At 72.8% G+C, this 14,318-nt stretch carries 11 protein-coding genes; all 11 read left to right on the top strand.

What is annotated here, in order from left to right; translation table 11 throughout:
- Positions 1-56 precede the first annotated feature (56 nt).
- The 11 genes from PIJ49_RS09770 (at position 57) to PIJ49_RS09720 (ending at position 14,281) form a co-directional block, all read left to right on the top strand.
- A complete protein-coding gene (locus PIJ49_RS09770) occupies positions 57-935 on the top strand; it encodes a ParA family protein (RefSeq protein ID WP_066653324.1) in 879 nt (292 codons plus the stop codon).
- Positions 919-1,815 (top strand): segregation and condensation protein A, encoded by an 897-nt coding sequence (locus tag PIJ49_RS09765; protein WP_442874625.1) that lies wholly within the window; start codon positions 919-921, stop codon positions 1,813-1,815. Before PIJ49_RS09770 ends, PIJ49_RS09765 begins: the two co-directional genes overlap by 17 nt.
- Positions 1,805-2,491 (top strand): SMC-Scp complex subunit ScpB, encoded by a 687-nt coding sequence (gene scpB, locus PIJ49_RS09760; protein ID WP_081984758.1) that lies wholly within the window; start codon positions 1,805-1,807, stop codon positions 2,489-2,491. Before PIJ49_RS09765 ends, scpB begins: the two co-directional genes overlap by 11 nt.
- 1,195 nt (positions 2,492-3,686) lie before the next feature.
- Positions 3,687-4,442 carry a pseudouridine synthase gene (locus PIJ49_RS09755; RefSeq protein WP_066657976.1) on the top strand — a complete coding sequence of 252 codons (756 nt, stop codon included), beginning with the start codon at positions 3,687-3,689 and terminating at the stop codon, positions 4,440-4,442.
- Positions 4,443-4,453: 11 nt separating this feature from the next.
- The gene (locus PIJ49_RS09750; RefSeq protein WP_442874627.1) at positions 4,454-5,587 is read left to right on the top strand and encodes a prephenate dehydrogenase; all 1,134 of its coding nucleotides are present in this window, start codon (positions 4,454-4,456) and stop codon (positions 5,585-5,587) included.
- A gap of 200 nt (positions 5,588-5,787) precedes the next feature.
- Positions 5,788-6,471: a (d)CMP kinase gene (gene cmk / locus PIJ49_RS09745; RefSeq protein ID WP_245172547.1), complete on the top strand. Its 684-nt coding sequence runs from the start codon at positions 5,788-5,790 to the stop codon at positions 6,469-6,471.
- A gap of 122 nt (positions 6,472-6,593) precedes the next feature.
- On the top strand, positions 6,594-8,117 hold the full coding sequence (der, locus tag PIJ49_RS09740) for a ribosome biogenesis GTPase Der (protein WP_066653326.1): 1,524 nt from the start codon (positions 6,594-6,596) through the stop codon (positions 8,115-8,117).
- A 15-nt stretch (positions 8,118-8,132) separates the two neighbouring features.
- Complete coding sequence (locus tag PIJ49_RS09735) at positions 8,133-8,732, top strand: hypothetical protein (protein ID WP_271826478.1); 600 nt, start codon at positions 8,133-8,135, stop codon at positions 8,730-8,732.
- Positions 8,733-8,802: 70 nt separating this feature from the next.
- On the top strand, positions 8,803-9,333 hold the full coding sequence (locus PIJ49_RS09730) for a hypothetical protein (protein WP_271826477.1): 531 nt from the start codon (positions 8,803-8,805) through the stop codon (positions 9,331-9,333).
- A 58-nt stretch (positions 9,334-9,391) separates the two neighbouring features.
- A complete protein-coding gene (locus PIJ49_RS09725) occupies positions 9,392-13,855 on the top strand; it encodes a type VII secretion EssC family protein (protein ID WP_271826476.1) in 4,464 nt (1,487 codons plus the stop codon).
- A 129-nt stretch (positions 13,856-13,984) separates the two neighbouring features.
- Positions 13,985-14,281 (top strand): WXG100 family type VII secretion target, encoded by a 297-nt coding sequence (locus tag PIJ49_RS09720; RefSeq protein WP_058728075.1) that lies wholly within the window; start codon positions 13,985-13,987, stop codon positions 14,279-14,281.
- Positions 14,282-14,318: the final 37 nt, after the last annotated feature.

The raw sequence follows: 14,318 nt of genomic DNA, 5'->3' as shown, positions 1-14,318 counted from the left end.
CGGCCCGTGCGGCGGTGCGACGGGGGCCGCTCGCGCCACGCCGGTACGATGACGGGGTGAGCACGAACCCGACGACCACCCCCGGCTCCGAGCAGACCCCGGTCGGCCCCACCGGTCGGCCCGTCCGGCAGTTCCCGGTGCCCGCGCCGCTCGACGGCCACGGCCCGGCTCGCATCATCGCGCTCTGCAACCAGAAGGGCGGCGTCGGCAAGACCACGACGTCGATCAACCTCGGCGCCGCGCTCGCCGAGTACGGCCGCAGGGTCCTCGCCGTCGACTTCGACCCGCAGGGCGCCCTGTCCGCCGGCCTCGGGGTCCGCACCCACGACGTGCCCACGGTCTACGACCTGCTGATGGGTTCCGTGAAGGACCCGCGCGAGGTCATCCGCCAGACGAACGTGCCGATGCTCGACGTGATCCCCGCGAACATCGACCTGTCCGCCGCCGAGGTCCACCTCGTCAACGAGGTCGCCCGCGAGCAGATCCTGGCGAGCGTCCTCCGCAAGGTGTCGAACGACTACGACCTGATCCTGGTCGACTGCCAGCCGTCCCTCGGCCTGCTGACGGTCAACGCCCTGACGGCAGCACACGGTGTGCTCATCCCGCTCGAGTGCGAGTTCTTCGCGCTGCGTGGCGTGGCGCTGCTCATCGAGACGATCGACAAGGTGCGTGACCGGCTCAACCCGGCGCTGCGGCTCGACGGCATCCTCGCGACCATGTACGACTCGCGGACGCTGCACTCGCGCGAGGTCATGGAGCGCGTGGTGGAGACCTTCGACGACCACGTGCTCGACACGGTCATCAGCCGGACGGTGAAGTTCCCGGACGCGACGGTCTCGGCGCGACCGATCACGCAGACGGCGCCGGAGCACGCCGCGGCGCACGCGTACCGGGCGCTCGCCAGGGAGCTCGTCGAGCGTGGCGCCGTCGCCTGACCCACCGAGGTCATCGGCCGACCCGACGACGCCGGCCGACCGCAGCGCCGTCGACGGCGCCGTCGACGGCGCGCCCGCGGGCACCACGACCGCCCCGGGGTTCCGGGTCCGACTGCGCAACTTCGACGGCCCCTTCGACCTGCTGCTCTCGCTGATCACGAAGCACGAGCTCGACATCACCGAGGTCTCCCTCGGCGCCGTCACCGGCGAGTTCATCCAGTACGTCCGCCAGGCCGAGTCCGCCGACGAGCTCGACGAGGCCAGTGAGTTCCTCGTGGTCGCGGCCACCCTGCTCGACCTGAAGATCGCCGGGCTGCTCCCGCAGGGTGAGCTCGTCGACGCCGAGGACGTGGCGTTGCTGGAGGCCCGCGACCTGCTCTTCGCACGTCTCCTGCAGTACCGGGCGTTCAAGCAGGCCGCGGAGTGGTTCGGGGCACGGTGGCAGCAGGAGTCCCGCCGGCACGTCCGCAAGGTCCGCCTCGAGGAACGGTTCCGCGCCCGCACGCCGGAGCTCGTCTGGACGCTGTCGGTGCAGGACTTCGCCGCGATCGCGACGCTGGCCTTCGCACCGCGGGAGATCCCGACCGTGGGGTTGGACCACCTGCACGCCCCGCTCGTGAGCATCCGGGAGCAGGCCGCGATCGTCGTGTCGATCCTCCGGACCCGCGGCGACGAGGACGTGTCGTTCCGTGAGCTGGTGGCCGGCGTCTCGGAGACGGGTATCGTTGTGGCTCGCTTCCTGGCGATCCTGGAGCTGTACCGGAACGCGTCGATCTCGTTCGAGCAGTTCCAACCGCTGGGGGAGCTGACACTCCGCTGGACCGCCGAGGACTGGTCCGACGAGAGCCTCGCGAACCTGGGAGCCGACTATGACGGATGACACACGTGCCGCCGCGTCGAGTGCCGAGCCCGGGGGAACGGACGAGGTCGCCGAGGCCCGCGCGGTCGAGCAGGAACTGCACGCCCAGCACACCCCGCACCCGGACCTGCCGGTCGACCGGCAGCTCGAGGCCATCCTGATGATCGCCGACGAGCCCCAGTCGCTCGTGTCGCTCGGTGCCGCGGTGGGCGCGCCGGTGCCCGCCGTCCGACAGGCGATCGAGCGGCTCGTCGCCGACTTCGACGGTGTCGACGGCACCGTCCGTCGCGGCTTCGAGCTCCGTGAGGTCGGCGGCGGCTGGCGCTTCTACGTGCGGCGCGAGCTCGACGACGTCGTCGAGCAGTTCGTCGAGGCCGAGCGGCCGGCACGACTGTCGCAGGCCGCGCTCGAGACCCTCGCGGTCGTCGCCTACAAGCAGCCGATCACGCGGTCGCAGATCGCCTCGATCCGAGCGGTGAACGTCGACGGTGTCGTCCGCACGCTCGTCGCCCGGGGGCTCATCGAGGAGTCGTTCACCGACGCCGAGACCGGGGCCGTCAACTACGTCACGTCCGACCTGCTGCTCCAGCAGCTCGGCATCAACTCGCTCGACGAACTGCCGCTGATCTCGCCTCTGCTGGAGGACGGCGCGGACGGTTTCGGGCACAACGAAGGGATCCCCGATGGCCGCGTTTGAGGACGAACGACGAGGTGGGTCCCGAGGGGGATCCGACGGACGCTCCGGCGGGTACGGTCGCGGTTCCGGCCGCTCCGGCTCGGACCGGTCTGGAGGCGCGGGGCGCGACCGTGCCGCTGGTCCCGGCCGTGCGGACGGCCGGTCCGGTGAGGACCGTGGCGGGTACCGCGGACGCGAGGAGCGTCCGACGGGTGGCGACCGCGGCGGCCACCGCGGGCGTGACGACCGGGCCGGTGGTGACCGTGGCGGGTACCGCGGTCGTGACGACCGTTCGGGTGGCGAGCGTGGTGGGTACCGCGGCGGCTCGGACCAGGGTGGGTACCGCGGGCGTGACGACCGTTCGGGTGGCGAGCGTGGTGGGTACCGCGGCGGCTCGGACCAGGGCGGCTACCGCGGGCGTGACGACCGGCAGGGTGGCGAGCGTGGTGGGTACCGCGGCGGCTCGGACCAGGGCGGCTACCGCGGGCGCGATGACCGTTCGGGTGGTGAGCGTGGTGGGTACCGCGGGCGCGACGACCGTTCCGGTGCTGACCGTGGCGGGTACCGCGGCAGGGACGAGCGATCCGGTGGTGACCGCGGACGGTTCGTGAGCCGCGACACCGACCAGCGCAGCAACGACCGCGGCGGGTTCGTCCGTCGCGAAGACGACCGCTCCGGCGGGTACCGCGGCCGTGACGACCGGTCCGGTGGCGAGCGCGGTGGGTACCGCGGCCGTGACGACCGGTCCGGTGGCGAGCGCGGTGGGTACCGCGGCCGCGATGAACGTCCCGGTGGCGAGCGTGGTGGGTACCGCGGGCGCGAGGACGACCGCCGCGGCGCAGACCGTCGCGACGCCGGTAGCCGACCGGACCGCAGCGCCGACCGCCGGGACGACCGCCGTGACGACCGCCGTGACCCAGCGCGCGAGGACCGCCGAACCCCCGACGGCCGACCGAGCACCGTCTGGCACAACGGCCGTCGCTACGTCGGCGGCACGACCACCGCACGCAACGGTGACCGGCCGGGCGCGGGCGCGCGGGGACGCGTGCCGAGCAGCGCGGAGCGCGGGACGACGCCGCGCCCGGAGGGCGCTCGTGACGAGCACGGCGTCCCGGTGGAGGGCACGCCCGAACGTCCGATCATCCCCGACTGGGACGCGACCGAGGCGGGGTCGTCCGCCGGGGGTGCCCCGAGCCTCCAGGCCGACGGCGAGCGTCTGCAGAAGGTGATCGCCGCTGCGGGCATCGCGTCCCGGAGGGTCGCGGAGAACCTGATCGTCGAGGGTCGCGTCACCGTCAACGGTGAGGTCGTCGACGCCCTCGGACGCCGCGTCGACCCCGAGACGGACGCGATCGCGGTGGACGGCGTGCCGGTGCAGGTCGACAGCTCCCGGCGGTACGTGCTGCTCAACAAGCCGGTCGGGATCGTGTCGAGCCTGCAGGACGAGCGCGGTCGACGCGACCTGTCGGAGTTCGTCGACCGGTACGAGGAGCGCCTGTTCAACGTCGGTCGGCTCGACACCGAGACGTCCGGGCTGCTCCTGCTGACGAACGACGGCGACCTGGCACACGTGCTGGCCCACCCGTCGTTCGGCGTGACGAAGACCTACATCGCCAAGGTCGCGGGCAACGTGAACCCGGCGACGGTGCAGCGGCTGCTCGACGGGGTGGAACTCGAGGACGGACCGATCGCCGCGGACAAGGTCCGGCTGCTGGAGTCCGCTCGCGGTGAGTCCCTGGTCGAGATCAGCCTGCACTCGGGGCGCAACCGGATCGTGCGACGCATGCTCGACGCGGTCGACCACCCGGTGCTCGAGCTCGTGCGCCGGTCGTTCGGCCCGCTGCAGCTCGGATCGCTGCCGATCGGCAGGGTGCGCGAGCTGTCCACGGTCGAGCTCGGGGCGCTCCTCCGCATCGCCCGCGACGCGAAGGGTGCTGCACCGGGCGACGCCGACGAGGAGGCTGCCGACTGACGCTCGGTAGGCTGAGGCCCGTGACCGACGCCCCCGCCCCGCTCGCCGAACCGGACATCGACCGGCGGCTGCGCGGACCCGTCCGGGTCGTCGGCGCCGGGCTGCTCGGCGCCTCGATCGGGCTCGCCCTGCGCGAGAAGGGCGTCGACGTCGTGCTCGACGACGTCTCACCGGCCGCGCTGGCGCTCGCCGTCGACTACGGCGCGGGTCGTCGACCAGCCGACGGCGACGCGCCGGAGCTCATCGTGGTCGCGGTCCCGCCGGACGTGGTGGCCGCGGTGGTCGAGCGTGAGCTCGTCGCGTTCCCGCGCGCGGTCGTGACCGACGTCGCGAGCGTGAAGACCGGGCCGCTCGAACGCCTGCGGGCATCGGGCGCCGACGTCAGCCGGTACATCGGGTCGCACCCGATGGCGGGCCGGGAGCGCAGCGGACCGACGGCGGCGCGGGCCGACCTGTTCGTCGGACGCCCGTGGGTGATCGCCGGCCACGACGCCATCTCCTACCAGCGTGCCGCGGTGGTCGAGGACCTCGCCCTCGACGTCGGAGCGACGGTCGTCCCGATGGAGCCGGACTCCCACGACCTCGCCGTCGCGTACGTCTCGCACGCGCCGCAGCTCGTCTCGACCCTGATGGCCGCGCGGCTGCAGGAAGCCCCCGACGGGTCGCTCGACCTGGCGGGCGGCGGTGTCCGCGACGTCACGCGGATCGCCGCCAGCGACCCCGGCCTGTGGGTGCAGATCATCGGGGCGAACGCCGCGAACATCCGGCCGGTGCTGACGGACCTGCGTGACGACCTCGACCGGGTCCTCCGCGCGCTCGACGACCCGGACGGCCAGGGGTCCCCCCGGACGATCGCCGAGACCATCGCCGCCGGCAACCGCGGGGTCGAGCGGCTCCCCGGCAAGCACGGTACGACCAAGCGCTTCGCCCAGGTGGTCGTCCTCGTCGACGACACCCCGGGGCAGATCGCCGCACTCCTGCAGTTCATCGGGGAGATCGGCATCAACCTCGAGGACATGCGCCTCGAGCACTCACCGGGCGCACCGATCGGCATCGTCGAGGTGTCGGTCGTGCCCGAGCAGGAACAGCGACTCGTCGAGGAACTCGAGGGGCGCGGATGGAGGATCGCAGCAGCATGGGCATGAACGACGACACGCACGTCACCCTGGACGAGTCCGGCGTCACGGGGGGACCCGAGGGCCCCGACGCCGGCCTGCCCACCCCGACGCCGCCGGGCGACGGAGCGGCCGGCGGAGCCGACGGCGGCGCGCTCGGCGGGCCGGCCGGCGGCCTGGGCACCCCCGGCGGCGAGCCGGGTTCGACCAGCGCCCCGGTCCCGTCCGGTCTGCCGCAGGGCGCCTTCGTGGCGAAGACCGTCATCGCGGTCGACGGTCCCGCGGGCAGCGGCAAGTCGAGCGTCTCGCGCGCCGCGGCCCGTGCGCTGGGCTTCGGGTACCAGGACACCGGTGCCGCCTACCGCGCCCTGGCGTGGCACGCACTGCAGCAGGGCGTCGACCTCGACGACCCCGCGGCCGTCGTGGCGAGCTGGGACACCTTCGACTACGCGATCGGCACCGACCCCGACGAGTACTTCGTGCGCGTCGGCGACACCGACGTGACCGACGCGATCCGCACGCCGGAGGTCACCGCAGCGGTCGCGCACATCGCGAAGCTGCCCGAGGTCCGCGAGAAGCTCGTGCAGCTCTTCCGACAGGTCATGCGGAAGGCCGACGCGCAGGGCATCATCACCGAGGGGCGCGACATCACCACGGTCGTCGCACCCGATGCCGAGGTCCGCATCCTGCTGACCGCCGACGAGTCGGTTAGGATGGCTCGGCGCTCGGCAGAGGTCACCACGCAGTCAGCCGCCGAGACCTCCGCCGCACTCGCCCGTCGAGACGCGGCGGACGCGAAGGTCGTCGACTTCATGAACGCCGCCGACGGCGTCACGACGCTCGATTCCACCGACCTCGACTTCGACCAGACCGTCCAGGCGGTCGTCGACCTGGCCCGAGCGGCCACGCACTGACGCACGACCGGGCGCCGCCCGGTCACCACGACCGGGCTGCCCGGTCACCACGGCCGGGGAACCGGCCCGGCCGGCACCGGCCACCGACACCGCGGCTCCGGTCGCACACGAGGAAACCCACCATGGCCCAGCAGGACAGCCACGACAACGACGACTTCCCGGAGTACGACGACGCGCTCGGTGAACGGCTCGCCGGACTCGACGACGCCGAGGCGGACCAGCGTGCGAACGCGCTCCGCGTCGGGCTCGACGAGTACGAGCTCGACGACGAGGACGTCGCGCTCCTCGACGCCGGCGAACTCGGCGAGGACGGCGTCCACTACCTGCCCGCGTACCCGGTGCTCGCGATCGTCGGGCGGCCGAACGTCGGCAAGTCGGCGCTCGTCAACCGCATCATCGGTCGACGCGAGGCCGTCGTGCAGGACGTCCCCGGCGTCACCCGCGACCGCGTGAGCTACAAGGCCGAGTGGAACGACAAGCGCTTCACGCTCGTCGACACCGGCGGGTGGGAGCCCGACGCCCGCGGCATCAACGCCTCGGTCGCCGCCCAGGCCGAGGTCGCCGTCGACCTGGCCGACGCCGTGCTCTTCGTCGTCGACGTCACGGTCGGCATCACCGCCACCGACGAGCACGTCGTGAAGATGCTCCGCGGGACCGACCGTCCGGTCATCGTCGTGGCGAACAAGGCCGACGACGACCGCCGTGACCTCGACGCCTTCGAGCTCTGGAACCTCGGGCTCGGCGAGCCGCACCCCGTCTCGGCGCTGCACGGTCGCGGTGTCGCGGACCTGATGGACCTCATCATCACGACGCTCCCCGACACGTCGGCCGTCGCCAAGCAGGAGGTCGGCGGCCCCCGTCGCGTCGCGATCCTCGGGCGCCCGAACGTCGGCAAGAGCTCGCTGCTGAACAAGGCGGCGGGCGAGGAGCGCGTCGTCGTCAACGACCTCGCGGGCACTACGCGCGACCCGGTGGACGAGCAGATCGAGCTCGGCGGGCGCGTCTGGCGCTTCGTCGACACCGCCGGTATCCGGAAGCGCGTGCACCTGCAGCAGGGCGCGGACTTCTACGCGTCGCTCCGCACGACCGCGGCGCTCGAGAAGGCCGAGGTCGCCGTCGTCGTGCTCGACGTGACCGAGCCGATCTCGACGCAGGACCTGCGCATCATCGACCTGGTCCTCGAATCCGGTCGGGCACTCGTCCTGGCCTACAACAAGTGGGACCTGCTCGACGACGACCGGCGTCGCTACCTCGAGCGCGAGATCGAGCAGGACCTGGCGCACGTGGCCTGGGCGCCGCGCGTGAACATCTCCGCCCGGACGGGTCGCCACCTCGAGAAGCTCGTCCCGGCGCTCGAGACCGCACTCGAGTCGTGGGACACCCGCATCCCGACAGGCAAGGTCAACGCCTTCATCGCCGAGCTCGTGCAGGAGCACCCGCACCCGGTCCGCGGCGGCAAGCAGCCCCGCATCCTGTTCGGGACGCAGGCGTCGAGCCAGCCGCCGACGTTCGTGCTCTTCACCTCGGCGTTCCTCGACCCGCAGTACCGCCGCTTCATCACGCGTCGTCTGCGCGAGGTGTGGGGCTTCGAGGGGACGCCGATCAACGTCAACATGCGGGTGCGCGAGCGCCGCAAGCGCACGTAGCGGTCGGACGACGACGTGGCACGGCGAGCACGGCGAGGCCCCCTGGCGGGCCTGCTGGCGCTCGCCGTCGTCGTGTCCGGGCTCGGTGCCGCCTGGCTCGTCACCGGTGACGACGACGTCGTGCGGACCGCACGTGCCACCGACCGAGCGTCGACGGCACCGGAGGGAGCCGGACCGCTCGGGGTGTCGAACGCCCTCGGCGCTCCGATCCCCGGTGCCGACCGACGACCGGACGTCCCGCGCAGCGTCGAGGACTGGGTCGGCCGGGTCCTGCCCGTCTCCGGCACCGTGGTGCCCCTGGTCGACGGGATCGCCGCGACCGTCCGGATCGAGCGCATCGACGAGTCGTCCGTGGCGGTCCGGATCGACGACCTGTCCTCGCCGCCGGGCACGCGCGCGGTCCGACTCGTCCTGTCGCCGGACGCGATGCCCGACCGCAGCACCCTCGCGCACGCCCCCGGCGTCGTGACGGCCTCCGTCGACGAACACACGTCCGGGGGCTTCTCGCTCATCACCGACGGCTCGTCGCTCCAGGCGGACACCCGTTCCGCGGCCCTGGTGGACGACGAGACCGACGAGGTGCTCGGCGTCGCACTGCTCGTCCCCGCCGACTGAGGGGACCCGCGTCGACCGACGAGGACCGGCCCGCACCTCGGACACGTCCCGGATGCGGCACCATTGACGTGTGCGTCTCCCCGTCCTCGCCGACCGTCTCTGGTGCCGGCTGCACCTGGACCGTCTCGCCGGTGGGCGACAGGCCGACTACGTGATCCGCGAGGACATGCTCGCCCACCCGGACACGGTCCGTTCGTTCCGGTGGATCCGCTGGTTGCTCGTCGCCGAGACCGCGGTCGGACTCGCGGCGATCGTCGTCGCCGTGCTGCTCACCCGTGCGGGGGAGACCGTGGCCTGGGCCGTCTGGTTCCGGGCGACCGTGGTGCTCCTCATCACCCTGACGCTCTACGTGTTCGCGTGGCGGGCGCAGCTCGGCTACTACTGGGCGTACCAGCGCCTCCGGCTCTTCAGCAGGATCTTCCCGGTCGTGACCCTGGTCGTCGCTGCCGTCCCCGGGCTCTACCCGTTCTGGATGGTCATCGAGCAGATCCTCTTCTCGCTCCTGATGATCGGCATCGGCGACGTGCTGACGAGCGACCACATGCGCGCGACGTTCCGGAAGCCGGTCCGCACGCCGCGGGAGGACCACTCCACGGACTGACCGACGGCGGTCCCCAGGTCGGCGTGCACCCGTACGATGGTCGGCACGGGGGTGGTGTGTGAAACTCAAGGTGACCATCGCGGGGCCACGAGCAGACCGCGACGTCGTGGTGACGGCGGACGTGACGGCGACCATCGGTTCGCTCGCCGACCGGCTGTCCCGTGGGCGGACGGCGGCCGACGGCGTCCCGCTGACGCTGCGCGTGTGGTTCCCCGACCGACCGCAGCCACGCCTGCTCAACCCGTCCGCGACGGTGCACGAGTCGTCGCTCCGTTCCGGCTGCCGGGTCGAGGTCGTCGCCGCGACCGACCGCCGCCGCGGCGACGACGTCGAGGACGCCCCCGCCGCCGTGGCGCACGTCGTCTCCGGGCCGGATGCCGGCAACGAGTACACCCTGTCCGAAGGGGTGAACCTGATCGGCCGCGACGCGATGGCCCAGGTCTGGCTCGCCGGGGACGACCTGGTCTCCCGTCGTCACGCCACGGTCACGATCGGCGACACGGTCGAGGTCGTCGACCTGAACTCCGCGAACGGGGTCGAGGTCGACGGTCGGCTCGTCGCGCGGGCGTTCGTCGACCCGGAGACGACGGTCTCGGTCGGTGACACCACACTGCGCATCCGACCGCTGCCCGCCGCACCGTCCGTGCCGGGCACGGGTACCCCGGCGTCCGCGGTCCCCGAGGTGGACTTCAGCCGCTCGCCCCGCGTCGAGCCAGCGCACCGCGGCCAGCAGTTCACGCTGCCCGAGATCCCGGTCCCGGGGGAGAAGCCCCGGCTGCCGATGATCGCGATCATCGCGCCGATCATCCTCGGCGCGGTCCTGTTCCTCGTCACGAAGCAGCCGTACACGCTGATCTTCATCGCGCTCTCGCCGGTCATCATGATCGGGACGTGGATCGACCAGCGTGTCCAGGCCCGGCGGCGCCGCCGCGACGAACGCCAGCGGTTCGAGGAGTCGCTCGCCGACTCGCGCGAGCGGCTGGCAGCGGCCCGCACGACGGAGATCGCGGCGCGGACGGCCGAGTCGCCGGCCCCGGCCGTCGTGACGGCCGCGATGCGTGACCGCTCGGCGCTGCTGTGGACCCGGAAGCCCGAGCACACCACCTTCCTCGAGGTCCGCTTCGGTGCCGGCACGCAGCCGTCGCGGTCGACCGTCACGCTGCCCTCCAGGAACTCCGGCAGCGTCGACGACTGGAACCGCGCCGAAGCACTCGCCGACGAGTACGCCACGGTCGGGCCGGTGCCCGTGGTGGAGACGTTCGAACGTGCCGGCGCGATCGGTGTCGCCGGCACCGGGCTGGCGGCGGACGACGTCGCACGGTCGCTCGTGGTGCAGCTCGCGGGGCTGCACAGCCCGGCGGACCTCGTGCTCACCGCCTTCGCCGGTGGCACCACCACCGACCAGTGGTCCTGGCTGAAGTGGCTCCCGCACGTCGACTCGCCCTACAGCCCACTGCGGTCCACGGGGCTCGTGCACGACTTCGCCGGCGCCTCGACGCTGCTGGCCGAGCTCGAGGGACTCGTGGCGATCCGCCGTGCAGCCGGCTCGGGCCGCGGTGAGCAGGTCCGGTCGCGCATCGACGAGTCCCGCGCCCTCGACGAGGACCACGGCGAGTCCGTCGACCGCCTGCCCGCGACGCCGGCCGTCGTCGTGCTCGTCACCGCCGAGGCTCCCGCCGACCGTGCCCGTCTCGTCGCCCTGGCCGAGGAGGGCCCGGACCTCGGCGTCCACGTCCTCTGGCTCGCGCCCACGCTGCAGGCACTGCCCGTCGTCTGCCGGACGCACATCGTGCTCGACCGGACGAGCGGGTCTGCCACCGTCGGCTTCGTCCGGTCCGGGCAGTCCGTGGTGCTCGACGAGCTCGACCGTGTGGACAGCATCGAAGCAGCGACCGTCGCCCGTGCGATCGCCCCGATCCAGGACTCCGGCGCGCGGGTCCTCGACGAGACCGACCTGCCGCACAGCGTGGCGTTCGTCGACCTGTACGAGGGCGACGTCGCCGGTGACCCGTCCGCGATCGTCCAACGGTGGTCGAAGAACGACAGCCTGACCGCCGCGTGGTCACCGGGATCCGGGCGCGAGAGCGGCGGCGTCCGTGCCGTCGTCGGTCAGGGACCGAGCGAGCCGCTCGCCCTCGACCTCCGCGCCCACGGCCCGCACGCGCTCGTCGGCGGGACCACGGGCGCCGGCAAGAGCGAGTTCCTGCAGACGTGGATCATGGGCATGGCGACCGAGTACGCGCCGGATCGACTCACGTTCCTGCTCGTCGACTACAAGGGTGGCGCGGCGTTCGCCGAGTGCGTCGGCCTGCCGCACACCGTCGGGCTCGTCACCGACCTCAACCCGCACCTCGTCCGCCGCGCCCTCACCTCGCTGCGGGCCGAGCTCCGGTACCGCGAGCACCTGCTCAACGACCGTGGCGCGAAGGACCTCGTCACGCTCGAGCAGCGCGGTGACCCGGCGGCACCGCCCGTGCTCGTCATCGTGATCGACGAGTTCGCCGCACTCGCCACCGAGATCCCGGAGTTCATCGACGGCGTCATCGACGTCGCGCAGCGCGGTCGGTCCCTCGGACTGCACCTCGTGATGGCGACCCAGCGCCCGAGCGGGGTCATCAAGGACTCCCTCCGGGCGAACACGAACCTCCGCATCGCCCTCCGCGTCGCCGACCCGGTCGACAGCGAGGACGTCCTCGGCGTGGCCGACGCCGCCTTCTTCGACCCGGGCACCCCCGGTCGCGCGGCCGCCAAGATCGGCCCGGGACGCGTGCTGGACTTCCAGACCGCCTATCTCGGTGGTCGTTCCGACGACGTCGTGCACGAGCCGGACGTCGACGTGCAGGACTTCCCCTTCGGCCCCGGCAGCACCTGGCCGAGTCCACCGCGGGCACCGCGCGACTCGACGCGGGCGCGTGACATCGAGCGGCTCGCCGCCACGATCGTCCGCGCGGCGGACCGGCAGGGCCTCGAGGTCCCGCGGAAGCCGTGGCTGGACCAGCTGCCCGATGCCGTCGGCCTGGAGGCACTGCCCGCCTCCGACGGGTCGGCACTGGTGATCGGGACGGTCGACCTGCCCGAGTCCCAGCGGCAGACCCCGTTCCGTCTCGACCTCGATGCGGCCGGCAACGTGGCCGTGCTCGGCGCGGGCGGGGCCGGGAAGTCCGCGGCGCTCCGCGCCGTGGCGGTGGCGGCCTCCGCCGCAGCGGACCGGTTCCCGGTCCGGATCACCGGACTGGACTTCGGCGGTGGTGGCCTGCGCATGCTCGAGGCGCTGCCGACGGTGGGCACCGTGATCAGCGGGCCGGACGACGAACGGATCACGCGCCTCCTGGCCGACCTCGAGTCGACCGTCGCCGACCGCTCCGGGCGGTTCGCGGCCGCCCGGGCCGCGAACCTCAGCGAGTACCGCGACGTGACCGGCATCGCCGAACCGCGCATCCTCGTCCTGGTCGACGGCATGGGGGCGTTCCGCAACGAGTACGAGTTCCGCCTCGGCACCCAGCCGGTCTTCGACCAGCTCGTCGCGATCGCGGCGACCGGGCGCGCGCTGGGCGTGCACCTGGTGATGAGTGCGGACCGCACCGCGGCCTTCCCGTCGAACCTGCAGGCCGCGATCGGCGAGCGCATCGTGCTCCGCCTGGCGACCGAGATGGAGTACCACGCGGCCGACGTGCCGGCGGACGTGCTCGAGGACGCCGTGCCCGGCAGGGGACTCGTCGACGAGCACGAGGTCCAGGTGGCGGTGCCCGGTGGCAGCGCCGACCTCGTCGCGCAGGCGGCGGCGGTCGAGGAGCTCGCCGCCGACCTGCTGCGCCGTGGGGTCGTGGAGGCCCCGCCGATCCGCCGACTGCCCGAGGACGTCGATCGAGCCGCGCTGCCGGTCGCCGTGGCCGGGCGACCGACGATCGGCCTCGCGGACGACACCCTCGGCCCGGTGGGCATCCCGACCGACGGCCTCTTCGTGGTCACGGGACCCTTCGGCTCCGGACGCTCGACCACCATGCGGACCGTCCTGCGGTCCGTGCGCGCGACGTGGCCGGACCGACCCGCGCACCTGGTCGTCGGCAGGCGGTCCACGCTGCGCGACGCCACCGACTGGGCGTCGGCGGCGCAGGACGCGACGGACGCCGAGGCCATCGCCTCGCAGCTCGCGACCGCGCTCGAGAGCGGTGCGTCGAGCGGGCCGGACCCGGTGATCGTGATCGAGAACGTCGGTGACTTCGAGGGGCTGCCCGCGGAGAGCCAGGTCGCGCGGCTCATCAAGGCCGCCCGCCGTGCCGGGGTGTTCGTGCTCGCCGAGGCCGACACGGTCACGGCCCCGAACGCGTGGCAACTCTTCGCCGAGCTGAAGACCGCGCGTGCCGGGATCGCCCTGCAACCGGAGGAGACCGACGGGCTCACGCTCTTCCGGACGGCGTTCCCGCGGGTGACCCGGACCGACTTCCCCGTCGGGCGCGGCATCATGGTCGACTCCGGGCGGATCACCCGCGTGCAGGTCGCTCGGGACCCCGAGTCCTCCTGATCGGGGACCCGTTCGTCCCCCTCGAACGGGGGTGTGGACATCGCATGGGTGATTTGTTCCGGACCGGTGTTACCGTTGTCGCGGTCGCCGGAGGGGCTGGCGATCCAGACCACCGTGAAGGGGTGCAACGTGGCCAACATCAACGTCTCCTACCAGGAGCTCAACAGCAACGCCGACCGTCTGCTCGCAGGGCGTGACGAGATCAACGCGACCCTGTCGAAGCTGCAGGCACAGATCGCGTCGCTGACCCAGGCCGGGTTCCAGACGGACCGTTCCTCCGGTGCCTACAACGAGGCGTACAACCGCTTCACGAGCGGCGCGCAGAACACCATCGGCGGGCTCAACGACCTCGCGCAGTTCCTCCGCACGACCGCGCAGACGCTGGGCGACGTCGACCAGCAGCTCGCATCGCGACTCGGGCGCTGATCGGGACGACCGGACCAGGGACGGCCGGCGCTGCAGG

The organism is Curtobacterium uvaldense, assembly GCF_028307415.1.
GTDB lineage: Bacteria > Actinomycetota > Actinomycetes > Actinomycetales > Microbacteriaceae > Curtobacterium.
The sequence above is the reverse complement of the archived record's forward strand: the minus strand, read 5'-3'. Positions and strand labels throughout refer to the sequence as shown.

Excerpts from the sequence above, each read along its gene's own strand:
- der (WP_066653326.1), top strand. The coding sequence starts at position 6,594 with ATGGCCCAGCAGGACAGCCACGACAACGACGACTTCCCGGAGTACGAC.
- scpB (WP_081984758.1), top strand. The coding sequence starts at position 1,805 with ATGACGGATGACACACGTGCCGCCGCGTCGAGTGCCGAGCCCGGGGGA.